We start from the raw sequence: 26258 nt of genomic DNA on the forward strand, positions 1-26258 counted from the left end.
GGAAATTATCCGCTCAAAACTAGATAATAAACTGTCTAAAATTTGTAAATAAGCTCTCGCTTTTTTGAAGTCCTCGACCTATTAGTATTGGTTAGCTGAACACGTCGCCGTGCTTACACATCCAACCTATCAACCTTGTCGTCTTCAAGGGGTCTTACTCCATAAAGGATGGGAAATCTCATCTTAAAGTATGCTTCTCGCTTAGATGCCTTCAGCGATTATCATTTCCACACATAGCTAACCAGCTGTGCCACTGGCGTGACAACTGGAGCACCAGAGGTGTGTCCATCCCGGTCCTCTCGTACTAGGGACAGATCTCTTCAAATTTCCTACGCCCACAACAGATAGGGACCAAACTGTCTCACGACGTTCTGAACCCAGCTCGCGTACCGCTTTAATGGGCGAACAGCCCAACCCTTGGAACCAACTTCAGCTCCAGGATGCGATGAGCCGACATCGAGGTGCCAAACCTCCCCGTCGATGTGAACTCTTGGGGGAGATCAGCCTGTTATCCCCAGGGTAACTTTTATCCGTTGAGCGACGGCCCTTCCACACAGGACCGCCGGATCACTAAGCCCAGCTTTCGCTCCTGTTCGACTTGTAAGTCTCACAGTCAAGCACCCTTCTACCTTTGCGCTCTATGTATGATTTCCGACCATACTGAGGGTACCTTTGGGCGCCTCCGTTACATTTTAGGAGGCGACCGCCCCAGTCAAACTACCCACCTGACACTGTCTCTGATCTGGCTTACAGATCTAGGTTAGGATTCTGACATAACAAGGGTGGTATTCCAAGGGTGACTCGACAACAACTAGCGTTGCTGCTTCAAAGTCTCCCACCTATCCTATACATGCTATATCAAAACCCAATATCAAGCTATAGTAAAGCTCCATGGGGTCTTTCCGTCTAGTTGCGGGTAACCTGCATCTTCACAGGTACTAAAATTTCACCGAGTCTGCAGCCGAGACAGCGAAGGGATCATTACGCCTTTCGTGCGGGTCAGAACTTACCTGACAAGGAATTTCGCTACCTTAGGACCGTTATAGTTACGGCCGCCGTTCACTGGGGCTTCGGTTCAAAGCTTCGCTAATGCTAACTAATCCCCTTAACCTTCCAGCACTGGGCAGGCGTCACCCCCTATACGTCGTCTTACGACTTTGCAGAGAGCTGTGTTTTTGCTAAACAGTTGCCCCTTCCTCTTCACTGCGGCTCATAGTAATATGAGCACCCCTTCTCGCTAACTTACGGGGTTATTTTGCAGAGTTCCTTAGCTACAGTTATCTCGCTTGCCTTAGGATTCTCTCCTTGACCACGTGTGTTCGTTCTAGGTACAGGCACCATATAAATAGTACTAGAAGCTTTTCTTGGAAGCATGGAGTCATATACTTCGCTACTAGGCGAACCGTTCGCTCCTCATCACACTTCAAGGTTATGTAAGGCGGATTTGCCAACCTTACCCTCTTTGTGCTTAACCCGGAATCCAATAACCGGGATATACTATCCTTCTCCGTCACTCCATCGCTCTATAGGTGGTACAGGAATATCAACCTGTTGTCCATCGACTACGCCTTTCGGCCTCGCCTTAGGTCCTGACTAACCCTGGGTGGACGAACCTTGCCCAGGAAACCTTGGTCAAACGGCATGAGGGATTCTCACCCTCAAACGTTACTCATGCCGGCATTCTCACTTCTAACCAGTCCAGCAGTCCTCACGGTCTACCTTCATACCTGTTAGAACGCTCCCCTACCGCCCTGTATATTGTATATAAATACAAAACCCATAGCTTCGGTATTATGCTTAGCCCCGGTACATTTTCGGCGCAAAGTTACTCGACTAGTGAGCTGTTACGCACTCTTTAAAGGGTGGCTGCTTCTAAGCCAACCTCCTAGCTGTCTAAGCGACTTCACATCCTTACACACTTAGCATAAATTTTGGGACCTTAGCTGATGATCTGGGCTGTTTCCCTTACGTGCATGGACCTTATCACCCATGTACTGACTGCCGAGTATACAAAATTGGCATTCGGAGTTTAATTGCATTCAGTACCCCTAGGTGGGGCCATCATACATTTAGTGCTCTACCTCCAACTTGCTAACCTCGACGCTAGCCCTAAAGCTATATCGGGGAGAACCAGCTATCTCCAGGTTCGATTGGAATTTCACCCCTAGCCACAAGTCATCCGCGGTCTTTTCAACGAACGTCGGTTCGGTCCTCCATTAAGTTTTACCTCAACTTCAACCTGCTCATGGCTAGATCACCTGGTTTCGGGTCTATGACAACATACTAAACGCCCTATTAAGGCTCGCTTTCACTACGGCTCCGTATTTTCTACTTAACCTTGCATGCTATCATAACTCGCCGGCTCATTCTACAAAAGGCACGCCGTCACCCATTAACGGGCTCCGACTTCTTGTAGGCATATGGTTTCAGGTACTCTTTCACTCCCCTCCCGGGGTGCTTTTCACCTTTCCCTCACGGTACTGGTTCACTATCGGTGAATAGGTAGTATTTAGCCTTACGCGGTGGTCCGCGTTGATTCCGACAAGATTTCACGTGTCTCGCCGTACTCAGGATACCATTTCGAGTCTTGTCTATTTCATATACGGGGCTATCACCCTCTGTGGCATGGTTTCCCAACTATTTCTACTATAAACAAGTTTTGTAACTCTACTATTATGGTCCTACAACCCCAGATAAATCTGGTTTGGGCTATTCCCTGTTCGCTCGCCGCTACTAAGAGAATCGCTTTCGCTTTCTTTTCCTCTAGGTACTAAGATGTTTCAATTCCCTAGGTATACCTTCACTATAACTATTTATTCATTATAGGATGATGAGAGATTAATCTCACCGGGTTTCCCCATTCGGACATGTCCGGATCAAAGCTTACTTCCAGCTCCCCGAACCTTATCGCAGGTAGTCACGTCCTTTATCGTCTCCTATTCCCAAGGCATTCACCATACGCCCTTTGTAACTTCAAAGTTTTATAAATTATTTGACCTGATTTTAAATCAGTTTTTTGAGAATCTTTTACAAATATAACTGTGAAATTTTAGTTATTTTTTAAAAATAACAGAAATTTTGAATTATTGTTATTTTAATCAAGTGATTAAAATAACTAGATGTCTATTATCTAGTTTTCAAAGAACAATTCCAATAACATTTACTTGTTATTGTCAGAGAAACTAATCTCTGAAAACTAAACATAACGGTCATTAAAACTAGTTAATTACTATAAAGTATTAACTCCATAGAAAGGAGGTGATCCATCCGCACGTTCTCGTACGGATACCTTGTTACGACTTCACCCTAATCATCAATCCTACCTTGGGCGGCTTCCTCCTTGCGGTTAGAATACCGACTTCTGGTATTATCAACTCTCATGGTGTGACGGGCGGTGTGTACAAGACCCGAGAACGTATTCACCGCGACATTGCTGATTCGCGATTACTAGCGATTCCGGCTTCATGAGGGCGAGTTGCAGCCCTCAATCCGAACTGAGATCGGCTTTTTCAGATTAGCTCCCTCTTACGAGATCGCAACTGTTTGTACCGACCATTGTAGCACGTGTGTAGCCCAAGACATAAGGGGCATGCTGATTTGACGTCATCCCCACCTTCCTCTAGCTTACACTAGCAGTCCCGTTAGAGTATCTCAACTTAATGGAGTAACTAACGGTAAGGGTTGCGCTCGTTACTGGACTTAACCAAACACCTCACGGCACGAGCTGACGACAACCATGCACCACCTGTCTCAATGTTAACCTCCACTGTATTTCTACAGCTTTGCACTGGATGTCAAGCCTTGGTAAGGTTCTTCGCGTTGCTTCGAATTAAACCACATGCTCCACCGCTTGTGCGGGTCCCCGTCAATTCCTTTGAGTTTCACTCTTGCGAGCATACTACTCAGGCGGAGTACTTAATGCGTTAGCTGCAGCACCGAACTTAGTCCGACACTTAGTACTCATCGTTTACGGCATAGACTACTAGGGTATCTAATCCTATTTGCTCCCTATGCTTTCGTGCCTAAACGTCAGTGATAGGCCAGTCGACCGCCTTCGCCACTGGTGTTCCTCCATATATCTACGCATTTCACCGCTACACATGGAATTCCATCGACTTCTCCTATACTCTAGCTTAACAGTTTTTAAGGCGAACTGGAGTTAAGCTCCAGGATTTGACCCCAAACTTGTTAAACCGTCTGAGCACGCTTTACGCCCAATAAATCCGGATAACGCTTGCCACCTATGTATTACCGCGGCTGCTGGCACATAGTTAGCCGTGGCTTTCTGGTAAGGTACCGTCAAATAAGTATCATTTCCTATACTTAGTGTTCTTCCCTTACAACAGACCTTTACAATCCGAAGACCGTCTTCAGTCACGCGGCATTGCTCCATCAGGCTTTCGCCCATTGTGAAAAATTCCCTACTGCTGCCTCCCGTAGGAGTTCGGGCTGTGTCTCAGTCCCGATGTGGCCGATCAACCTCTCAGTTCGGCTACGTATCATTGTCTTGGTAGGCCATTACCCTACCAACTAACTAATACGCCGCATCCTCATCCATTAGTGATCCAAACGGACCTTTTAACATTCTCTGATTCCAGAAAATGTCATATGCGGTATTAGCAGTCGTTTCCAACTGTTATCCCCCGCTAATGGGTAGATTAGATACGTGTTACTCACCCGTTCGCCACTGGGTGCAAGCACCCCGTTCGACTTGCATGTATTAGGCATGCCGCCAGCGTTCATCCTGAGCCAGGATCAAACTCTCATTAAAAATATCGTTTTTGTTCCTAGCTTTAATGACGAATATTCATTGATTAAATGATTATCTTTTGTTGTTATGTTTAGTTTTCAAAGATCGTTCTTGTGTCAGCAAAACATGTTTTAAATTATACAAAATTATGCGTTTATTGTCAATAACTTTTGACTTTTTTTTCATATTTTTAGTATTGTTTTTTATAATGTAAGTAAGTATTTTATTTACAATTAAGTAATAAATTACTACTAACTGACACCTTTATAAGTATATAAAATCCTCATTTTTTTGCAAGTGTTTTTAGCAAAAATATTAATTTTTTTTATAAAAAAATAATTACTTAAAAAAACCTTTTTTTAACCTCTTTTTCTTGAAATTATTGTTTTCCTTGCTATTAAATTTTAATTTATTTTTATAAAAAGCCACTTCAAAAGAAATGGCTAATTGGTATTAAGTTAATAATATATTAGGTAATGTTAGTTAAAACTGCTTAAATATGTAACACGGTCAGCAATTATATCGTTATAAAAATTCACAAAAAGCATTGTTATTTTTATTTTAAAAAATCAGCCCCTTTTTGAATTTCAACTTTTGATAAACAAGGATAATCTCATTGCCGCATAATTTCATAACCAACAATCCCAACTGTATTAGCAACATTTAAACTACGGACTTTTTCTGACATTGGAATACGAAAAGTTCGTGATAAATGTTCTTTCAAAATTGTTGTTGGAGTACCAGTTGATTCACGCCCAAATAAAATAAAAACTTTTTCTTCCTTTGTAAAATCAATTGCACTATGTGGTTTTTGTGCATAACGAGTTGCACAATATAATTTAAGATTTGGATTTAATTGTGAAAAATGATTTCAATCATTATATATTTCATAATCAGCAAACTCAACATAATTTGCACTACTGCGAGCAATAAATCGTTCATCAAAAATAAATCCAAATGGTTCAATTAAATGTAACTTAGCATTAATTGCAACACAAGTTCGCATAATGGCTCCAACATTTTGTGCAATTTCTGGTTCAAATAAAATAATGTTAATTTTTTTTGTTGTCTTCATCTTTTCCTCCTAGTCATCATTTTTTAAACATTTGAAAAGCCTTTGATTTTCTCTTCTACAGTTAATTTAGCATAAGTTTGACCAATTTCTGGTAAGAAAAAAAGCATCATAACCAAAAACATTATTACCAATTGTTTTTCAGTAATAAGACCTTTTGTTATTACTCGAAAATACCTTGTTTCGTTTGTTCTTGGATTAAGATAACATAAAAACACAAACTGCTTGTGCATCACGTTCTTCTAGTGAACGACATTTTTCAATTAATAAATTATTGATAATATCCATAATATCCATAATTGGTTCTGCTCAAAAGCGAATATTAACACCAGGAAAATTTCCTAAACCAATAATTTCTAATCCAGAATCATCCGCTAATAATGGCTTATTTAACATTTTGCTTAAATAAACTATTAAATCTAACAATGATTTAACAATTATATTAATACCTTCAAACATTTCTTTAAATTCACGTACTTTGTTATTATTACTAGTAACAATTTAAATTTCATTCATTTTTTATTTCGCCGCTTTTCTTAACTATATATATTGTATAATAAAATTAATAATCAGACAGAATGGAAGTCAGAAATATGATGAAATACCAAATTAAAGCAAAATTAAATTTAGGTATTACTAACAAAAATTATCAAAGTATTGATAATCTTTTTATACGTTATAGTAATCCTTTTACTAATTTATTCATTGATCATCAAAATGAAATTTTTGTTTTAGAACAAATTAAAAATGCCGATTTAACATTACCAATTGTAGATTATGGCTATGATGGTGATCATTTCTTTTTGGTTACACCATACTACCCAACTTTACAATCACTTAGTACGGTTAAACTTACAAACCAAGTATTAAACCAAGTTGCTACAATAATTAAACAATTATGAGAAAATAAAATTAATCCAAATAATCAAATTAAAACATTTAATCCTAAGCAATTTTTAATAACATTAAAAACAGCAATTTGTAAACAATTGGTAAATTTAGCTCCATATGAAGAGAAACTTGATTATTTAAAATTGCAACCAACAGAACTTGTTTTATGCCATAATGACTTAAATAATGGTAATTTAGTTTTTTTAAACCAAAAGCTTTATTTAATTGATTTTGAATATGCTATGCTAAATGATAAATTTTTTGATATTGCTTCATTTGCTTCTGAAACATTAACAACAAAAGCTGAACGAGCTTATTGATTTAATCTTTTTAATTTAACATCACAACAACAAGAAAAAGTACTAGCATGAATGTATTACCAAAACATTCTATGAATTTACTGAGCTAATTACATGTATGAACAGACAAAACAAAAAATTTTCTTAACAATTATTGATTTAAAATTAACTAATTTACAAAAAAATAATTAAGGTTCTTTCTTTGTTACCGATGAAGCAACTGGTAAATTATTGTTTTCTTTTTTATTAATAACTAATGACTCTGATTGTTTCTTACTTTTTTTTATTTGAAAATATCCACGAAGATTACGCATTCATACGGTCATAAATGTACCAATAAAAATAGCAATTAAGAGAAAAAGAAATGATACTAAGCAACGATATAAAATCTTATCTCATCCTCATCAATATCCAGTTAAATAAATTCCATATAACATTCAAGATAATGCAATAGTATAGGTAAACTGGTCAGCTTGATGAAAATAAAAATAAAACCCTAAACAAGTTAATAAAAAAACACTAAAAACCATTGTTAAACCAAAACCAATTCCAATGCCAACATCATAATGGTAGACAAAACTTAAGTCAGGCGAAGTTAAAAAAAACAATAATAAAAATGGTCCTACAGCTTCAATGATTAAAAATAGAAGACTTTTTCAAAAAGCTGTGCGTGAAGCATGAAATTCTAAATCATGTTGCATTTCTGGTGGTAAATGTTCTAAATTACTAGTAGACTTTTTTTTATTATCATTTTTAATGATTTTCATAACAATCACTAACTCCTCTTTTGCCTCTTATCTTTTTATTTTAACATAAAAAAATTGTTAAACTAACAATTAATATCATGGAGCAGGTGAAGGGAATCGAACCCTCACAGTCAGCTTGGAAGGCTGAAGTTCTACCATTAAACTACACCTGCATTTTAATTTTAAATTTTATTCTAAACTACAGTAATATATACCACTGTAATATATATCACTGTATTAACATAATGTCAATTTTTTTTAAAATAAAATAAATGGTACCCGAGACCGGACTTGAACCGGTACAGTTGTAAAACCGACGGATTTTAAGTCCGTTGCGTCTACCTATTCCGCCACTCGGGCACATATTTTTATAAATGGTCTCCTGTAAAGGACTTGAACCTTTGACCCACTGGTTAAAAGCCAGTTGCTCTACCAACTGAGCTAACAGGAGACAATGGCTGGGCTAGCTGGATTTGAACCAGCGCATGAAGGAGTCAAAGTCCTTTGCCTTACCGCTTGGCTATAGCCCAAAATATACATAAAGATGGTGGAGGGGGAGGGATTCGAACCCCCGAACCCGAAGGAGCTGAGTTACAGTCAGATGTGTTTGGCCACTTCACTACCCCTCCAAAGAATGGTGCTGGCTAGAAGAATCGAACTCCCAACCTACTGATTACAAGTCAGTTGCTCTACCTATTGAGCTAAGCCAGCAGGAATCATTAATAGTCGGGTATAACGAACTTGAACCGCTGACCACCTGCTTGTAAAGCGGGCGCTCTACCAACTGAGCTAACACCCGATGACACAATATACTTATTGTGTTGAAACCTTTTTAATTTTATATAAAACAATAATTTTTGTCAATTAAAATATTATTAATTTTATTTTTTTAAAAAGATTATATTATCTAAAATCACTATTATCTAAAATCACTAATAAAAATGGATTTTATAATATTGCATCATGTACTATGAAGCAGTAAAAAACAACTCTTGTTAAATGGTTATTTTTTTTATTTGAAAATAATCCAACAATTTAATAGATATTTTGGTGGTATAACCCAACAGTAAATAGACTGGAAATAATAGACACTTTAACAAGTGATAGTCGTGATAAGTCAAAGGCTAATATTAGACCTTGTTTGGGAAATTTTACATCAAGACAATATTTTAAAAAAATTTTTTCAAATTAAATTAATGTTTGTATATGATTAATAAAATATATTTTTTTTGTTATGTTTAATTTTATAATTTTGAAAATAAATATTAAAAATAATATTTTTATTTTGTTATTTTTTGTAATTATTGATTTTTATTTTTAATTTGTTATAATTTTATTAACTTTTTATCGTTTAGTTTTACATTAGTATTTAATACATCTAAAATAGATTTTAATCTACTACGAATATTAATTAATGACTCATTTTGACCTAATTCTTTAGCACTTATTCAATTTAAACACGGTCGGAGTTTATCATTTATAACATTAACTACTTAATTTATTTTTTGTTGACTAACATTATTAAAATCAGTTCCAGAAGGAAATAATTTTCTAAATTCACGGTTAATTTTTTCAATTAATGGTTTTTGTTGTGATGCTGATAAACCTAATCAGAAAGCATTAGTAGAAAGAATAAATAGAGATATAAGGCGATGATTATTTTTACAGAATATTAAATAAATTTATTAAAATTACTTAATAAATACTTTTTAGTATGATTAAATATGGTTAAATTAAGCTATATTTATAAATTAATTTAATTTTTTCAAAAAAGAATTGCATTTATTTTAAATGATATTATTATCATATTAACAAGAGACAAGACTTACTGCTTGAATATGCTTGATGCATATTATTATAAAATCCATTTTAAAAATCTTATTAATAAGGACGTTGCATATGGTCAGATGCTTTATATTGTGGAATATTAATCATATAACCATCTTCACGACGTCATAATCCTTTAATTACTTTTGTAATTAGATAAATCATAAAGATTGTTCCAATTAATGTTGCAGTAAAATTTAAAATATTAGCGAAAATTGCTAGTCCATTTTCTCCTTTTTGGAATATACGACCAAATACTTCAATTAATTTTAATAACGCCGTAATAATTTGGATCACTAACATTATTGTTACTAAAATAGTATAAACAGTTGAAACGAAACGTAATCATTTTCCATAAGAAGTTTCAGCCATCATATTAGCAACAACTTTATTACTATAAAATCAAGGGACAAAAATTAAACTTAAAACACTAACAACAGATAAAACTCCCATCATAATGGTAAAATTTTGTTTTGAGTCTCCAACTCAAGTTTTATCTGTTGCCTTGTTATAAAAAATCATAATTGCAACAATACTAGCAAGAGATGATACTAATCAAGCAATCCCTAAATAACGGACAATAACAACGCGAACATTTTTTGTTGCTTTAACATCAGTATCTGGTAATCATGTTAATGCAAATGGTACAAAAAAACCACCAATTGATAACGATAATACCGATAAACTTCATTTGTTTACACATAATTCGGCATCAGTACTGCTAATTGCATAACGAATCAATCCAATATTACAAATTATTGTTGTGAAAAATGAAAAAATCACTACTAGTAAAAGTACAATTTTAACACTTGTTAAATCAGCATATGAATTCATTAATCAAGTATTTGCAACGTTGATATCACCAAGAAAAGTCCCATTGTTATATCGGCTTAAGTAATAAAAGTAAGCTCCTCCTGCTATTGCCATTCCCACAATACCCACAATACTTGATAACACAATTCAAAATCTAGTAAAACCAAAATTTCTTTTCATCATTTGTATAATCACTATTCCTTTCTACAATTACATAATTAACTATATGCTGGTTTTAATATGATTAAAAGATATTTTTTTATTCTTTTTGTGGAAACCATATACATTTAATACCAGTTCTATCTTTAAATTAAGTATACCACTTTTTTATTAATTTTCAAATAAATTAAATCTAAAAAATGACTTTGTAACTACATCTTCACCATTAATATTTTTAGTAACAGTTAAACTTTTTGAAAGGCATACTGTAATCGAAGTGCAACTTCTTAAAATTTTTTAATTTCACTTTGTATTTTTAATGCATTTGTATTTTTAATGCAGCTTCAACTGGATTATCAGATTTCAATTGTTTATGTTTACGTATAGGTCATTTGGTTTTATATGTTTGTATACTGTAAAACTAAACGATAAAAAGTTAATAAAAATATAACAAATTAAAAATAAAAATCAATAATTATAAAAAATAACAAATTAAAAATAATATTTTTAATATTTTAAAATTAAATATAACAAAAAAATAGATTTTATTAATCATACACAAATATTAATTTAATTTGAAAAAATTTTTTTAAAATATTGTCTTGATGTAAAATTTCCCAAACAAGGTCTAATTGTAGTTAATCAAGTTGGCATAATACATCTCCTTTCATAAATTAAAAAATTGAAATTTGCAAACTCGCTCCGCTCGTTATTGCTTTGCTCCATTAAAAAACACTATTGAATAAATTATCTGCTAATAAATTACGCGGAATAATTTATTCTTTACTTTTTAATTTTAATATTTTTTTGCAATCTTATTAACAGTATTAATAACATTATCTTTACCATACTTTTTCACTAGAGACTGCAAAATAAAATATTGCTTTGTTTGCATAATTTCAAATTTCAACCTCCTATAATTAACTTAAAAAAGTTAATTAAATTAATAGTTAACTTTTTATCGGTTGGTATTTACAATTTACAGTTTTTAAAAATATACCAGTAGTTCCTATTCCGGTTTGATCAATGCCAATTGATGTTTGATTTCTTTTGTCATCAGTAGCGAATTTATTCATTTTACCCCTCATTTACATTTGTTACTCTTTTTGTAATTTATTTTGTCATTTCTTTTATAATTTTTATGTTTATCAAAAATAAAAATCTGCTATGATATAATAATTTTTTAGACATAGTCTTTATTAAATTACCGCTCCTTTATAACGCTGATAAATCTTTCAATAATTGTTCTAAATCAACTTCATCAGGTGGATCGGTGTTACTAATAGGGGTTTCTTGTTTCTTACTTTTCAGGACAATGTCCTGGTTTTTTTTCTTGTTCTTTTTCTTTAACAATTTTTGCTTTTAAATTATTTCAACGTTTAAGTTTTTTTTCTTCAATTGATTTATCAAAAATTTTAATTAAGTTATTTTCATAAGCTACTCAAATTTCATAATCATATAATTCTAAATCAATTAGATCATGAAATAACATATAGCCTTTATATTTTTTATTTGACTCTTTTTTACATTATCTTTTATAGATCTAGTTCAATAACTCAATTACGGAATTATACCAATATAACTAATTACTTCATTGCCACATTTGTTATACAATTGAATTGATGTTTTATGTATTCGATAGTTTGAAATATTTTTCCTTTTATTATTTTGTTTATGCGGTTCATAAAAACTGCCATCTTCTTTTTTAGAAAATTCAGCACGAAAATCAAACCTGGGTTTGTATTTTTGTGTTCGAGCATGGCATCCTGCTTCACAGTTCAAAATTTCACACATAAACTTTCTCCTTTCTGTTATTAAATAATCAAATTTTTCATCTACTAATTTTTTAATTATTTCCATTTTGTGTCTCTTTTAATTCTTCATAAACCATTTTTAATGTCTGATGTGCCATTAAGATTAAGATATGGTAGGAAATTTAAAGAAATTAATTAAAATATTTATATTCCAATAAATATTTTAATTTTATGCATACATAAAATCAGAAAAGTTTGTTTTGTTAAAAAAGTGTGATAATATGATATTGTTAATTTATATATTTTTAATATAGTTTTAGGAGTTGAAATATTATGGCTACTGTTGTTGTCAAAGCAGGAGAACCGCTAGACAAAGCGTTAAAACGATTTAACAAGGTTTCTTCAGTTAAAAGAAAAGAAGCCCGAAAACGTGAACACTGAATGAGCAAAAAAGAAAAAAGACGTTATAAACAAGAACAATCACGTAGTTTTCGTTAAAAAAAATCCTATTTTAAATGGGATTTTTTTAAAAATTACTATCTTTTAAAATTACATAATCAACTTTTTTAATGGCCGAAAGATCTTTACCACCAGCATATGAAATTGATGATTGTAAATCTTCTGTCATTTCATGTAATGTTTCAAAAATGCTGCCACGAATCTCAATTAACTCTTTTTTACCCTCAACATAACGTTTTTCACCTTTATTATATTCACTTGCTGATCCAAAATATTCTTTATATTTAATACCATTATTTTCAACTTGTTTTCCAGGTGATTCTTGGTGAGCAGCAAATAAGCTACCAATCATGCATATTGTTGCGCCCATTCGAATTGATTTCGCAATATCACCGTTAACTCGTAATCCACCATCTGCAATAATTGGTTTTGAACTACCTTTACTACATCATTTAACAGCCGATAATTGTCATCCACCATTACCAAAACCAGTCTTTAATTTAGTAATACACACTTTTCCGGGTCCAATGCCAACTTTTGTTGCATCAGCACCTCATTGTTCTAAATCACGAACAGCTTTTGGTGTTCCAACATTACCTGCAATAATAAATGTTTCATGACCTAAATGGCTGCGAATATGTTCAATCATTTTTTTTACACTAAAAGCATGACCGTGAGCAATATCTATTGTGATATAGTCAGGTACTAATTGTTCTTTTTTTAATGTTTCAATTAGTGCAAAATCATCTGGTTTAACACCAACTGAAATTGATGTAACCAAGTTTTTATTTTTAACATGTTTAATAAACTTAACTTGATCTACGTTAAAACGATGCATAATGTAAAAATAATTTTTTTCTGCTAATTTTTCACATAATTCTTCATTCACTACCGTTGCCATATTTGAAGGTACGACAGGTAAATTAAAAGTATGTTTTCCTAATTTAACGGTTGTATCACATTCTTTTCGAGAATTAATAACACATAATTCTGGAATTAATTGAATGTCTTCATAATCAAATGCTTTCATTTTTTTAATTTCACCTCACTTATTAAATGTACCATAAAATAAGGGGAAAAACCGATAGTATTCATTATTCTTAGGTTTTTATATAAAATAAGTAATTAGAAACAAATTATGTTTCGCTTATGAATAAATGATAACAAAGTTTATAAAAAATTCAACCTTTTTTAAAAATATAATTTTTAATTATGATTTTTCCCATACTAAAAAGTACTTTTTAAAGTTATTACTAATTTTAAAAAGTTTTTTATAAAGATAAAAATTGGTTTTGTCTTTGATTTAAATAAAAAATATTAAATTTAATTTTTTCTTTAATTTTAGTATTTTTTTCAATTTTAACTTCATTAATTTTGCTATTAAGTCTTAACATTGAAGAAATTAACATATTATTAAATGTTTCTTTACAATATATTTTTGCCCCTCGTCCTTTAACAGCCTTAATAAAATGTGAAACATCAATCTCCATATGACAACCAATATTATATTCTAATGCTTGATTTTCAATGCCATCTTTATTATTTTTAATTAATGTAATGGCTTTATTTAAAAATTCTAATTTAGCATCACTTATAAAAGATTTACTATTTTCTAAGCATTGTATTAATTCTTCATATTTAACATTATAAAAATAATCAACTGCTTTATGAAATGTTTCTCTATTTTCCTTATTTTTACTTTGATAGGGATATGTTTTTTTAAATATATTTGTAAGATGAAATTTATCTAAACTATATGATACAGTGTTGTTTTTATATTTTATTTTTATTGCGTTGTAAAGACCGCGTAAAATATTCGGTTGGTGATACCTTATTCTAATAAATATTTATCTATTAAAATAAAATTTCTAAGAAAAAGATAAATTTATCTTTTTTAACAAGGAAAGGGGCTTCGCCCCTAATTCGTTCTGCGACTTTTACGCCTTTAAGTAAAGTCGTGTGGTGGTTTATCCACGCACCACCTTACTTTTTTACCAATGACATTACATTATTTAGTCCTAAAAATAGCGTAAAAGTCCGTTAACCATTACTAAAACCAAAATAGAACTTAACATAATCTTAAATGTAATATCAAAACACATGTACTATTCCATTAACAAATTTATAAATTTCTTTCATACCAGGCAAATTATGTACAATCCAAATTGCCGCTTTTTCTATGTTAATATCTAAGCGGTATCAAGCACCTTTTTTATATGGTAATTGTCAAATTTTTCCATCATTAATTTCACCATTTTAATCAGTAGTATCAGTAGTATTATAAAGACTAAAATTAAAACCATTAATTCAAATAGACCCATCTTCTGTTAATATGGTTGTATTAAATCTAATTAAATTAAAACCTTGATATTTTGACTTATCTGTCATATCTAATAATTTTATTGATTAAGTTCATTTATCATTATTAAAAGGTAAAATATCAGTCTTATAATCTCAATTTGAATAATAAGAAAAATAATCATTACTACTATTTATCGTATAAGCATTATACAACTGCACTTGTGGTTTTAAATAATAAATATCTGTATCAGAAAATATTAAAATATTAAAAACCATTGATTTTGGATATAATAAAAAACCATTTTTTACAAAAAACACAAAACCTAAATTACTATTATCAGATGTAAAATAAATACATTCTCTAAAATTAAAAATATCAAATATAGTTCTTAAAACATTAGAATAAAAATAATCTAGAACTTGAAATAAATTAGCCAATGAATAAAAATTTTGTTTAACATCATTAATAAAATAATTACTGTTAGATTTTTTAAGAATATCCATATTAATCAATTTTTTATAATTAAAATTTATAATTAAAATTTAAATCTAAATAATTAATATCAAAATGTTTATAACTCTGATTAGCAATAATTGGCATAAATAAATATTTTATAATTTCTCAATTAAAAGTAAATTCATATTTTATATTGTTTTTATAAATAAAAATATTTAGCAATTTATTTGGGGTTTTATAATTAATAATTAATCTACCCAAAGAACCCTTAGAAATATCTTTTGAATTTCAACTTAATCTATAATTTAAAGCAGTATTTTTAATTTTATTAAATCAATAATTATCATCATTTTTATCAGCACTTACATTTGAAATAAAAGGAGTTGTAATTCCAAAACTAAAATCATAATTACTAGGATCTAAACCTTGCATAAAATAATCTTGTCGCAACATTAAACTAGACTGAAAATCATATTCATTTACTTTTGCATAAGTTAAATCACTAAAATTATCATTATTTCTTGTTTTTACTTTACAAACATTACTAATATAATTTATGATTGTAACACTACATAAAAAATAATAAATATATCTAATAATAGTTTTCGCATTGTTTTAACTCCCTAAACAATAAAAATAATTCCCCCTAATACCCATAATAATAATTCCAAACTCCATATATAACTGAAAAATAGGATGTGTAGTAATAATAAATAACTGTGCTACTAATTTATAAAAATCATTAGCAGACTACAAATAATGTTTAACAGTAGAAAAACATAAATCTATTGCCACAACAATATTAGCGATAAAACCAAACTCAACAGTCAAACCAATAACAAATAAAAATATTAATTTTAACATTATTTATCACTATCCTTATTGTTACTTTTAGAATTATTACTTATATTTTTAATTCCATTAGATATTTGTTTACTTGCTTGTAAAGAAGAACAAGAAACTGAACTTAAACCACGAGAACTATTAACTAATAATAAAATAACATTTATAACGCCACCAATTACTCAAATTACAAATAAAGGAATGTTTGTACCCGGCAATTTTAACGCTCACATTCAATCCATAATCTTCATAAAAATATCAACTATGGTATTAATAGCACCATTTCATACATCATTAGCAAATAAATTAATCATTATCTAACTCCCCCAAATTTTTTAATAAATGTTCCATGCCCATCTCTCATAATTCTTTAATTGTAATATCTTTTTTAACAATACTACGTTCAATTTTGTTTAATATAACTTGGTAATTTATCATTTTTTAAATCACGCACAAACTTTAACCATTTCATAATTCCGTTGTACCAGTTTTTTCATTTTTAATAGGACTATTTTCTTTAATATCTATTAATTGTGTTAAATATCTGTGTTTGTTTTTCATACAGACATCTCCTTTCTTTTAAATAATTTAATTAAATTACTTAAAATATTTCTTTAAAGTTTAAAACTTAAATATAAAAAATGATTAATTAAAAATAATAATACAAAATTAGTGTTTTTTATTTGAATAAGTTTATAGATAAACATAAAAAAAATTAATTATATCTAAATTCCGTATCAGGAAACCTTTTAAGATTTGAAATTTCAAAAATAATAAAATGTTTAAGTTAAATTAATAATACAATAAAAATTAAAATTGTCAAATTTCAAACACAAAAATAAATATATTGTAAAATATACATCACCATCTTGTTTTTTTGTTTTAATTAATTTGTGGTAATTGTTCGCAAATGCAATTGCCACATTTTTTTATGAGTTTTTACTCATTTTTTTATTTTTAACACCTTAAATTAGTATTTTTATTAACTGAATTTTTAAATATTTTTCTATCAGCAGAAACATATTTTTTATATTCTCTAAACTTATCTAAACCATAATAACTATCACAACTAAAACCAATTTTATAACCATTTTTATCACCAAAAGCAAAATAATTCAAGTTATCTTTAACTGAATAAATTAAATCTTGTTCTGATAATTCAATAACACCAACTTTTACTTTGGGGTTCTTACAATTTTTACTAAATTGATACGCTTTAATGTTTAAATCATAATGATTTTGACTTTTATTCTTTTATTATAATTTGCAGTTTTTATAATATATTTAGCAAGATATTTAATAACATCTTCATTTGTATCAGTACGAACTTTAATATTTTTATTAATACCATGTTTTCAGTATTGTTGTATAACACTATTAGGTATTTTTTGACTTAATTATATGAAAATGAACTACTCCCCGTTGTTGATATTAATAAGTAATTAAAGATTTTAAAATTCCTTTATGATGTTTTGATCTAATAGAATTATTATATTAATAGTTTATTTTTTGAAAAAATAATTTTAAATCACGCTTGCATTTTTTAATATCTGTTTGATTTTTTGCATAAGTTAAAGTAAGAAAACTTAAATTTTTTGAATTTGAAAAATTATAATATGCTTTACGAATACAATTTCCTTGGGTGCGAATACGATTATTTCATAATTTTTTATCATTTTTCCCGTATTTTTAATCCCCGTTTTATTACGGGGGTTATTATTAATTAATTTTAACTGTAAGACAATATTTTTAACATAATTACCATAGAATACTTTTTTTAAATAATATTCTTTTTTAACATAATTTAAAGCATTCATAATTACATTATGACCTTTATTTATTAAATTATCTTAAATAAAAACATTATTCATTTTATAAACTCTTTCCAAATAAAAAAGCACTAAATTACATTTAAAAAGTTTTCGCAAATGAAACTATAAATAGTTAAATAGTTTAAAACTTTCAATATAATTCAGTGTTTATATTTGAAAGTTATTTTTATTCTAATATATTATTTTTAATTTTGCAATATTTATTTTAGTAGTGACGTTCAGTTACGATAGTTAATTAATTTAATTGATAGTTAATTTAATTTAATAAATAATTGTCAATAGTTTTTTAAAAAATAGTGTATAAATAACTTTAAAAAGATTGGAGACATAATATATGAAAGATTATACACATGTCAAATTTGATGAACGAATTTTATTTAAGGATTTATTACTTTCTAATGCTTGTAAAAAAAATGGTACGCTTAATTTATCAGAAATAGCAAGATAAATGGGTCGTTCAATTAATATTGTTAAAAGAGAAATTAAAAGATTTAAAAATATCGAAAATTATACACCAGTTGAAGCACAAAAAAACTATAAAAAAGCGTAAAAAGAAATTATTTATCGTTATTTTTTAAAATTTGGTGTTAAATTTCCGGTTTCTGTTAAAACATTGTATAAATGAATTCGTTTAGGTTTTTATGGATTTTTAAAACAAAATTTACGATATCATGGTAAAAAATTTAAAACAAAAGGAAAAAAAAGATAATCTTGGTCAATTAATTAATTTTAAGTTAATTTGAAACATTGAAAATAAAGTTTCTAATGTTGGATGATTTGAAATGGATACTGTTATTGGAAAATACCATCAATCTAGTAATTTGGTTTTAGTATAATAATCAAGTAAAAAATATTTTGCTTTAATTGGGAAAATTAAAGGTATAATAACTGACAGAGGAAAAGAATTTAGTGAATGACGAGAAATGGAAATATTTGCTGAAACACAAGTATATTTTTGTGATGCTGGTAAACCTCGTCAAAAACCTAAAGTTGAAAGAATAAATAGAGATATTAGAAAATATTTACCTAAAGAAACTGATTTTAATAATGTTACTCAAAAAGAAATTAATAAAGTTATAAAAATTATTAATGAAAAGCCTCAACCGAGCTTAGGTTTATTATCCTCTAAAGAGGTATTTTTACAAAATATTAATATTTAATTTTTTTTTTGAAAAAATATTGCATTTTAAAATAAAAGATATAATATCATATAAACAAGGTTAGAATTACCTACTTGCATCTTTACAATACATTACTTAATAGGTTTCTTCAAATAAATACGGAAACATGCTTATTTAAATATAAAATTTTATAAATACATAATAATATGCTAATTGAATTTTTGCAATTTAACATAATTAAATTAACAATTAAGGTAAAAAACATTAATTGTTAAAATTACATTATTTAAACTATATTTTTACTTTTAAATCGATTTAAATTGGTATAAACTATAATTACACATCAGATATATCAATATTATTATTTTAATTATATAACAAAAATAAGCAAAGAATCCACTTTAAACAAAAATATATTAACTTTATATCATAAAGTTGGAAACATTTAGTTTCCTTGATTTTATTAAAAATCCTAATTAAAATTAATTGTTTTAGTTTACTTAATTTTGCTATCAAAATAATAATTAATAGTCACATTTTAAAATCATAAACTGTTTTTGACTCCTAAAATATGATATGTAAATAATAAATTAAGTAATAAAAACAAATTAATAATAAATAATGAAAAAATAATTTTTTATAAAACCTGTTTAGTAGTAATATTTAAATTTAAAAAAACTAAATTATCTACATTAGTTAATTTTAATTTCTCATTTAAATATAAGTTTACTTAAAATAAATATTATAATTGTTCAAAGACATAACGTAATAATTGAATATATAACTTTGCAAATTGTAAAACTTAACTTCAAAAAAATGTTCTTTCTTTGAAATTACTAAAAGATATTGCAAAACAATTTTAATTTTTACTAACAGAAATTAACGAACTAAAAATATTGGGTGGTTTTTTAGGTAATCGTCGTTTATGCTCAGAACTTTGATGTAATTGCTTAATTCGTTGTGCAATAACTGCTGGAACCGATTTTCCTTGTAAATAATAATCTAATTGTTGATAGGTAAATCCTAATTCTTTTTCGTCAGTTTGATTAGTTCATAATGCCGCTGTTGGTGGACGTGAAATAATTTGTGATGGCACACCTAATAGTTGTGCTGCTTGCTGAACTTCAGATTTTAGTAAGTGAATAATAGGAACTAAATCAGCAGCACCATCACCATATTTAGTAAAATATCCAACATGTCATTCATCAGCATTATCTGTACCCAAAACCATATAATTATGGCTTTGTGCTAAAGCATATAGGGTCGTCATTCGTAACCGTGGTTTAATATTAGCAAATGCTAATTGATGTGGTGGTAAAGCTAATGTTGCAATTAAATTATTATATGTTGCTGTTAAATCAACAAGATGATAATTTAATTGATGATTATTAATTAATAATTGTGCACATTCTTGATCAAAATAATCAGAATGACAAGGAATGATAACTGCTAAATGATGATTAGGAAAAGCTTGTTTTGCTAATAAACTAACAACAGCTGAATCAATTCCACCAGATAAACCAACAATAACCCCTTCGCATTTGGATTTTGTTACTTCTGCTTTAATTCATTTTACTAAATAACTCAAATATTGTTTTAATTCTTTCATCATTATCCATACCATTCTAATTCGTAATCAAAAATGCGAACAATATCTCCTGCTTTTGCTCCTTTTGCTCGTAATATTTCAAAAACTTTTAAATCTTGTAATTTTTTATTAAATAATAATAGATTATCATAAGTTGTAATTGGTGTTTTATGATAAGCTTGATAAACTGCTGCTCCCGCTACTTTTCAAACACCATTGCCAAAATTAACAACTTCCACCTCTTGTTCAATTGGTGTGGTATACTTATATACTTTATAATCTTCTTCCGTTGATGTTATTTCATCTAATTGCCATAATGCTTTATTATCCTTAATTTTTGTCAAAGCTGCCCCAATTTGATTTATTAAAAATGATAAATTTTGATTCATTAAACCACTAACTTCAATAATTTCTACAGTTGGAATTTGCGTCTTAAATTTAATTAAATTTTTTGCTGCAATCTCAAGATCCATTTTATTTGCTACAATAATTTCTGGTCGTAATTCTAATTTATAATTATATTTTTTTAATTCTGTTTTAACATTTAAATGATTTTGGTAAACATCTTCTGTTCCATAATTCCCTGACATATCTAAGACATGGACAATCAATTTACAACGTTCAATATGGCGTAAAAAATCATATCCTAGTCCCTTACCTGCTGCTGCGCCAGCAATTAACCCCGGTAAATCTGCAACAACAAAACTATGATGTTTTTGATCTTGAACCACTCCTAATTGCGGGGTTAAGGTAGTAAATGGATAATCAGCTATTTGTGGTTTAGCTTTTGAAATTTTTGCTAATAAAGTTGATTTACCAGCATTCGGTAAACCAACTAGACCAACATCAGCTAAAACTTTTAATTCACAACGAATCTCTAATGTCTCCCCTAAATCACCAGCTTCAAAGATAGTCGGTGCTTTATTTTTAGAATTTGCAAAGCGAGCATTACCACGGCCACCCTGGCCACCTTTTGCTAAGACAACTTCTTGCTGATGAGTAGTAATATCATCAATAATTTCATTTGTTTGATTATTATAAATTAATGTACCTAACGGAACTTTAATATACTTATTAATAGCATTTTTACCATGCATATTTTTAATGCTTCCATTTTGACCATCGGCTGCTTTAATTTCTCTCTGATATTTTAAATCAAGTAATGTATTCATCCCTTCATCGCCAACAAAAATAATGCTGCCACCATTACCACCATCGCCACCCGAAGGACCACCTTTTGGTACATATAATTCACGATGAAAAGCAACGGCACCATCACCGCCTTTTCCTGCAAATAATTTAATTGTTGCAACATCAATAAATTTCATTACGTATCCTTTTCTCGTTATGTTAATTTTGTGCCCTTAAAAATAATCACCATTGTAATTACTTTGTGAATTAAAAGTAACCCTTTTTATTTTTTGTTTCAATAACTTATTAAACTATAAAATACTTTTAGTATATTAAAATATTTTTTTGCACTAATTCTCCTTATATTAAAAAATTTATTAATTAAGTTATATAAATTTATCTTGATAAGTAAAGAAACCTACTTTAAATTTTTTCTTTAATTCTTAAATCGTTTTTATATTTTGACATATCACATTATAACAAAATTTAAATATTTTAATAGTTATTTAATCTTTAAAAAAAGAAAAAAACAATTAAAATTTTTTTTAGAAAATGTTATTAAAAATAAATTATTATTTTAAATAATTACTATTTTTAAATTCAACCATAATTTGTTGACAAAGATCATCAAACTGTGAATAAGAAAATAAATATCAATGAACATTTGTTAATTGATTTTTAAATCATGTTATTTGTTTTTTAGCATAAATTTTATTAGCTTGAACCATTGTTACTAATGTTGCATCATATGAAAGCTCGCCTTTTAAATAACGAATAATCTCTGGACAGCCAATAATTTTCATACTTTGTTTTTCTGAATCATAATTACAATATTTATATGCTGCTTCAACTTCAGCAAATAAACCCCGCTCTGTTAATCGTAATACCCGTTCAGATAAATATTTATGCAGTTCTGTTTTATCTGGTAATAACCCAATAATATATGGTTCAATATATCATTCATTATGGTGATGATCATTAACTGATTTTAATGTTCCGGTTTGGAAATAGTATTCTAATGCTCGCCAAACACGTCTTCGATTATTAGGATGAACTTTATTACTCTCTTGCGGATCAATTGCTGCTAATTTTTCTCACAAAGCATAATTAGAAATATGTTCATATTCTTTTGTCTTTAATAAATTACGACCATGATCAGAAAATTGATAATTTTTTAATAGTGCATTAATATACAACCCACTACCACCAACTACAATTGGAAGCTTATTTTTAGTTCATAATTGAGCTAATATTTTTCGTCCTTCTTCTTGATACAACTTAATGGAATAATTCTCCTTTAAATCAATTGTTGATAATAAATGGTGTGGAATACCAACTTGTTCAGATGGTATTATTTTATTTGTTGCAAGATTTAACCCATTAAAAATTTGAGTAGCATCAGCATTAATACATTCCCCATTAAAACGCTGAGCCATCTTAATTGATAAATCAGTTTTGCCACTTCCTGTTGGACCAACAATTAAAATAACTTTTTTCTGCACCATCAAAACCTCACTAATTTCTTTATAAATTTTATTGGATAATTTATTTTTTTGTAGTATACCACAGACATTTTAAAAATTACAAGAAAATAACAAAAATACAAAATGTGTGTAATTTCTACAATAATTTATTTTTTTCAAATTAAAAAACTAACATTCAACTGTTAGTCTTTACTTTATTTTAAAAATAACTCTGAACCGCTTTTAGTGCTCGGGTGTAGAGTTACTGATTTATATAGCGGTTAATAACCCCAAACACACCTTAACGTTATAATAAACGTAGAAAACTGTCCTTGCGGACAATTATATTTTATCATATTTTATTTCTTTTTAGAAAGAATGGTAAACCTCATTTATTCAATTCCTAATAAATTAGAAATTACAAAACTTCCGATTAAATAACTAGAAACTGTTCCATAGATATTTGCAACAATTAATTTAACTCCAATTTTTTGTTCAATTGGTAAAATTGGTAAGTTTTCAAAAATATTTTCGTTACTATTAACAACAGGATGGCCATCAACAAAATATTTGGTTCATTTTTCAGGATCTCAGACCGTAAAAGTTAAAGTGATTCCTGCAATATCATGACTAATAATATTTTGAATGCTTTCTTTATCGTTTTTGTTGCTATATTCTTTTCAAATATTTTTTAATTGAACATTATAATGTGTCTGCACTTTTTGCAAGTAAGTGTTAAGTAAAACATAATAAAAAATTCCTTGATCAAATTTTGTGTTTTCATTATAATTTTCGCTAGTAGGATTTAAAGTCCATGAATGAGAATCTTTAAATCAATCTTTTACATTTTCACTACGCAGTTTGTCAACATATAATCAACGTTTTTTGTCATATAAATCTGATTTTTCTGAAATTGGATTATCATAATAAGATACTAAAGTTTCTAAATCAGTTACTGTTTTATTTTTACTTGTTTTATCTAAATATCAATTATATTTCTCAACAACCGTTGGTCACGGCTGACTTATTAAATCTCGCGATGACAGTAAACTTTTTCTCATATATTCTAAACTATCTTTTAATAAATTTTCTTCACTATGAATTTTTTTTAATTGCGACATAGTTAGTTGCATTTGTTTTAAAATATCTTTGTTTTCAATATTAATATTCATAATATTTTCTTTTGGGAAAAAAGTTGGTTTTACTCATGTATCAAGATTATAATCAAATAATGTGTTAACCTTACTATTTTCATCCAAAACAAGGCTATTAATAGTTTTTTTAGTATTTTCTGAAATTTGATTATTTGAAATATAAGGTAAATCAGGAATTGGATTACATCCAATTGTGTATGTTACCGGAGCAGCTAAGAAACTAATTGCATCAAAGACACTGAACAATTTTTTCATTCCTATTTATCTCCTTTACCAAGAATTTCACATTTGGTATTGTGTAATTACAAATAATTAACAATATATCATTTTTATAAAAAAACAAGATTAAATTATTTTTTTTCTCAAATTGAGTGAAATTCATGAACTTTCATAATTGTTGTTTTAATAATTTTATCACTTTTAATATTAATTGATTTTTGAAACTCTTTTTTATTGTCTGTTTTGGTAACACCTTGGACTACTGCTTTTCAATCATTTAATGTTTCTCGTCGAGCTTTTGCATTTTTTCAATGCATTGCTAAACAATTATTAACTTCTAATTTACCGCCTTTTTCTAGTGTCATTAATGGTTCAATCACTCATCCAAATTCTGTTTCTTGATTTAATTCTCCCATTTTAATAAAAGCTCCTGCAATATCAAGACAATAAAGTAAATTATTGCGACCACCACCACGAGCAGTATTATCTCAAATTGCACGAATTTCTGGTTCTGATAATTTTGAAAGATATTGTTTCTTCATAAGGTAATCCCCTTTTTAAATTAGTATTTTTTAACTAACAGAAATAATTATACATTATTTTATGTTATTTTCAATCTCTTAACAATCAGAACGGTATCCTCTTTGTCCAAAATAAAAAAAGATAATAAAATAAATATTATCTTTTTTAAATCAAATATTTTTACAATAAAAATGTCTTTTAAATTATTTTAATATAAAATAATTTTATTTTTCTATTCCGATGTCATCTGTATCTTCAACTTGCCCTAATAATTTATTTACGGCGTCTTCTTTTTCGTGTAATAACAGATTATTAGCATCATCAAGTAATTCTTTGTATTTATTTCCTTGGTCTTTATTAACAAAAGGAACATTCTCATAAATTGGTGTTTCTTGTGAACATGATAATGTTGGTTATACTGATTCATTAACACTTTTTTTATTTTATGAATTTTGTCAAAAACTAGGTGTTTGATAAAGTAAGTCTATTTGTTCAAAGTATCTACTATTTATGCATGTATTTATTAACTCATTTACATCATTAGAAATCTTACTTTATATTTTATTAGTTTCAATTTTATTAAAACCAAGTTTTTTAAAAAATTTATTAATGCTTTTTTTAATTGATTTATAACTTTTTTAATTCTATTTTAATTTCTGCAGTAATTTCCATTCTATTTTTCTTTCTTATTCAATTAAGGCAATTTATTTTAAACCATAATACTTATTTTTTAAAATTACATACGATTTTTATCCTATAACATTTAATTTAAATTAGCAATAGATTTTAAATTTATCATACTAGTTAAAAATCAAATTATTGCTTTATATAAAATAATAATAAATAAAAAACAACTT

Annotated in this window: 24 protein-coding genes, 7 tRNA genes, 2 rRNA genes and 2 pseudogenes; 5 read left to right on the forward strand and 30 right to left on the reverse strand. The window is 28.6% G+C overall.

Annotation, left to right across the window (positions count from 1 at the left end):
* Window positions 1-61: 61 nt before the first annotated feature.
* The 4 genes from SKUN_RS05385 to SKUN_RS10785 form a co-directional block, all read right to left on the reverse strand.
* Window positions 62-2978, reverse strand: a 23S ribosomal RNA gene (locus tag SKUN_RS05385).
* Between the two features lie 273 nt (window positions 2979-3251).
* A 16S ribosomal RNA gene (locus SKUN_RS05390) occupies window positions 3252-4771 on the reverse strand.
* The 16S and 23S rRNA genes sit together here, the layout of an rRNA operon.
* A 535-nt stretch (window positions 4772-5306) precedes the next feature.
* Window positions 5307-5825: a tRNA (cytidine(34)-2'-O)-methyltransferase gene (locus SKUN_RS05395; RefSeq protein ID WP_053391170.1), complete on the reverse strand. Its 519-nt coding sequence runs from the start codon at window positions 5823-5825 to the stop codon at window positions 5307-5309.
* 195 nt (window positions 5826-6020) lie between these two features.
* Window positions 6021-6281 (reverse strand): non-canonical purine NTP pyrophosphatase, encoded by a 261-nt coding sequence (locus SKUN_RS10785; protein ID WP_235510974.1) that lies wholly within the window; start codon window positions 6279-6281, stop codon window positions 6021-6023.
* Between the two features lie 134 nt (window positions 6282-6415).
* Here SKUN_RS10785 and SKUN_RS05405 point away from each other — a divergent pair, with 134 nt between their 5' ends.
* Window positions 6416-7204: a phosphotransferase gene (locus SKUN_RS05405; protein WP_083436113.1), complete on the forward strand. Its 789-nt coding sequence runs from the start codon at window positions 6416-6418 to the stop codon at window positions 7202-7204.
* On the opposite strand, the gene SKUN_RS05410 is transcribed toward SKUN_RS05405, so the two are convergent.
* The 13 genes and pseudogenes from SKUN_RS05410 to SKUN_RS05460 form a co-directional block, all read right to left on the reverse strand.
* The gene (locus SKUN_RS05410) at window positions 7201-7779 is read right to left on the reverse strand and encodes a DxFTY motif-containing membrane protein (protein WP_053391171.1); all 579 of its coding nucleotides are present in this window, start codon (window positions 7777-7779) and stop codon (window positions 7201-7203) included. The two genes, SKUN_RS05405 and SKUN_RS05410, sit on opposite strands and share 4 nt — an antisense overlap.
* Before the next feature lie 78 nt (window positions 7780-7857).
* Window positions 7858-7931, reverse strand: a tRNA-Gly gene (locus SKUN_RS05415).
* A gap of 100 nt (window positions 7932-8031) precedes the next feature.
* A tRNA-Leu gene (locus SKUN_RS05420) sits at window positions 8032-8118 on the reverse strand.
* A gap of 15 nt (window positions 8119-8133) precedes the next feature.
* A tRNA-Lys gene (locus SKUN_RS05425) sits at window positions 8134-8209 on the reverse strand.
* A gap of 4 nt (window positions 8210-8213) precedes the next feature.
* Window positions 8214-8288 (reverse strand) — tRNA-Gln (locus tag SKUN_RS05430).
* A 15-nt stretch (window positions 8289-8303) separates the two neighbouring features.
* A tRNA-Tyr gene (locus SKUN_RS05435) sits at window positions 8304-8387 on the reverse strand.
* A gap of 6 nt (window positions 8388-8393) precedes the next feature.
* Window positions 8394-8469, reverse strand: a tRNA-Thr gene (locus SKUN_RS05440).
* Window positions 8470-8484: 15 nt separating this feature from the next.
* Window positions 8485-8557 (reverse strand) — tRNA-Val (locus SKUN_RS05445).
* 526 nt (window positions 8558-9083) lie between these two features.
* A pseudogene (locus SKUN_RS11905) lies at window positions 9084-9353 on the reverse strand (hypothetical protein); the annotation flags it as partial.
* Window positions 9354-9639: 286 nt separating this feature from the next.
* Window positions 9640-10581 (reverse strand): hypothetical protein, encoded by a 942-nt coding sequence (locus SKUN_RS05450; RefSeq protein ID WP_053391172.1) that lies wholly within the window; start codon window positions 10579-10581, stop codon window positions 9640-9642.
* Between the two features lie 926 nt (window positions 10582-11507).
* Window positions 11508-11633 carry a hypothetical protein gene (locus SKUN_RS11380; RefSeq protein ID WP_268794808.1) on the reverse strand — a complete coding sequence of 42 codons (126 nt, stop codon included), beginning with the start codon at window positions 11631-11633 and terminating at the stop codon, window positions 11508-11510.
* A 224-nt stretch (window positions 11634-11857) separates the two neighbouring features.
* Window positions 11858-12049, reverse strand: coding sequence for a hypothetical protein (locus SKUN_RS05455; RefSeq protein WP_053391173.1), 192 nt, complete (start codon window positions 12047-12049; stop codon window positions 11858-11860).
* Window positions 12050-12117: 68 nt separating this feature from the next.
* On the reverse strand, window positions 12118-12417 hold the full coding sequence (locus SKUN_RS05460; RefSeq protein WP_053391174.1) for a hypothetical protein: 300 nt from the start codon (window positions 12415-12417) through the stop codon (window positions 12118-12120).
* Window positions 12418-12644: 227 nt separating this feature from the next.
* Between SKUN_RS05460 and rpsU the strand changes: the two genes are divergently transcribed.
* On the forward strand, window positions 12645-12809 hold the full coding sequence (gene rpsU, locus SKUN_RS05465; protein WP_004028656.1) for a 30S ribosomal protein S21: 165 nt from the start codon (window positions 12645-12647) through the stop codon (window positions 12807-12809).
* A 28-nt stretch (window positions 12810-12837) separates the two neighbouring features.
* On the opposite strand, the gene SKUN_RS05470 is transcribed toward rpsU, so the two are convergent.
* Together SKUN_RS05470 and SKUN_RS05475 are read right to left on the reverse strand one after the other, a co-directional pair.
* Window positions 12838-13800, reverse strand: coding sequence for a GMP reductase (locus tag SKUN_RS05470; protein ID WP_053391175.1), 963 nt, complete (start codon window positions 13798-13800; stop codon window positions 12838-12840).
* Between the two features lie 241 nt (window positions 13801-14041).
* Entirely contained in the window at window positions 14042-14260 is a 219-nt protein-coding gene (locus SKUN_RS05475) for a hypothetical protein (RefSeq protein ID WP_053391176.1), read from the reverse strand.
* A gap of 37 nt (window positions 14261-14297) precedes the next feature.
* Here SKUN_RS05475 and SKUN_RS11385 point away from each other — a divergent pair, with 37 nt between their 5' ends.
* Complete coding sequence (locus SKUN_RS11385; RefSeq protein WP_268794809.1) at window positions 14298-14420, forward strand: hypothetical protein; 123 nt, start codon at window positions 14298-14300, stop codon at window positions 14418-14420.
* Window positions 14421-15026: 606 nt separating this feature from the next.
* On the opposite strand, the gene SKUN_RS11390 is transcribed toward SKUN_RS11385, so the two are convergent.
* The 6 genes from SKUN_RS11390 to SKUN_RS10790 all read right to left on the reverse strand — a co-directional run bounded on the left by SKUN_RS11390 (window position 15027) and on the right by SKUN_RS10790 (window position 17490).
* The gene (locus SKUN_RS11390; protein ID WP_268794810.1) at window positions 15027-15158 is read right to left on the reverse strand and encodes a hypothetical protein; all 132 of its coding nucleotides are present in this window, start codon (window positions 15156-15158) and stop codon (window positions 15027-15029) included.
* An 18-nt stretch (window positions 15159-15176) separates the two neighbouring features.
* Entirely contained in the window at window positions 15177-15584 is a 408-nt protein-coding gene (locus SKUN_RS09865; protein ID WP_200902982.1) for a hypothetical protein, read from the reverse strand.
* 10 nt (window positions 15585-15594) lie between these two features.
* A complete protein-coding gene (locus SKUN_RS09870) occupies window positions 15595-15981 on the reverse strand; it encodes a hypothetical protein (RefSeq protein ID WP_053391178.1) in 387 nt (128 codons plus the stop codon).
* 410 nt (window positions 15982-16391) lie between these two features.
* Complete coding sequence (locus SKUN_RS05495) at window positions 16392-16685, reverse strand: hypothetical protein (protein ID WP_053391179.1); 294 nt, start codon at window positions 16683-16685, stop codon at window positions 16392-16394.
* Complete coding sequence (locus tag SKUN_RS11395; protein WP_268794811.1) at window positions 16678-16809, reverse strand: hypothetical protein; 132 nt, start codon at window positions 16807-16809, stop codon at window positions 16678-16680. Before SKUN_RS11395 ends, SKUN_RS05495 begins: the two co-directional genes overlap by 8 nt.
* Before the next feature lie 519 nt (window positions 16810-17328).
* Window positions 17329-17490 (reverse strand): hypothetical protein, encoded by a 162-nt coding sequence (locus tag SKUN_RS10790; RefSeq protein ID WP_235510975.1) that lies wholly within the window; start codon window positions 17488-17490, stop codon window positions 17329-17331.
* A gap of 1047 nt (window positions 17491-18537) precedes the next feature.
* Here SKUN_RS10790 and SKUN_RS05505 point away from each other — a divergent pair.
* A pseudogene (locus tag SKUN_RS05505) lies at window positions 18538-19363 on the forward strand (IS30 family transposase).
* 820 nt (window positions 19364-20183) lie between these two features.
* On the opposite strand, the gene nadE reads toward SKUN_RS05505, so the two are convergent.
* The 5 genes from nadE to SKUN_RS05530 all read right to left on the reverse strand — a co-directional run bounded on the left by nadE (window position 20184) and on the right by SKUN_RS05530 (window position 25421).
* Window positions 20184-20936: an NAD(+) synthase gene (gene nadE, locus SKUN_RS05510; protein ID WP_235510976.1), complete on the reverse strand. Its 753-nt coding sequence runs from the start codon at window positions 20934-20936 to the stop codon at window positions 20184-20186.
* On the reverse strand, window positions 20936-22240 hold the full coding sequence (gene obgE, locus SKUN_RS05515) for a GTPase ObgE (protein WP_053391181.1): 1305 nt from the start codon (window positions 22238-22240) through the stop codon (window positions 20936-20938). Before obgE ends, nadE begins: the two co-directional genes overlap by 1 nt.
* A 375-nt stretch (window positions 22241-22615) precedes the next feature.
* Window positions 22616-23548, reverse strand: coding sequence for a tRNA (adenosine(37)-N6)-dimethylallyltransferase MiaA (miaA, locus tag SKUN_RS05520; protein WP_053391182.1), 933 nt, complete (start codon window positions 23546-23548; stop codon window positions 22616-22618).
* Between the two features lie 350 nt (window positions 23549-23898).
* On the reverse strand, window positions 23899-24915 hold the full coding sequence (locus SKUN_RS05525) for a hypothetical protein (RefSeq protein ID WP_053391183.1): 1017 nt from the start codon (window positions 24913-24915) through the stop codon (window positions 23899-23901).
* 95 nt (window positions 24916-25010) lie between these two features.
* The gene (locus tag SKUN_RS05530) at window positions 25011-25421 is read right to left on the reverse strand and encodes a hypothetical protein (RefSeq protein WP_053391184.1); all 411 of its coding nucleotides are present in this window, start codon (window positions 25419-25421) and stop codon (window positions 25011-25013) included.
* A 220-nt stretch (window positions 25422-25641) separates the two neighbouring features.
* On the opposite strand from SKUN_RS05530, the gene SKUN_RS09875 reads away from it, so the two are divergent.
* Window positions 25642-25782, forward strand: coding sequence for a hypothetical protein (locus tag SKUN_RS09875; protein WP_200902983.1), 141 nt, complete (start codon window positions 25642-25644; stop codon window positions 25780-25782).
* The last annotated feature ends 476 nt before the right edge of the window (window positions 25783-26258 follow it).

Origin of the sequence: Spiroplasma kunkelii CR2-3x (assembly GCF_001274875.1) — a bacterium.
GTDB classification, from domain to species: Bacteria; Bacillota_I; Bacilli_A; order Mycoplasmatales; family Mycoplasmataceae; genus Spiroplasma; species Spiroplasma kunkelii.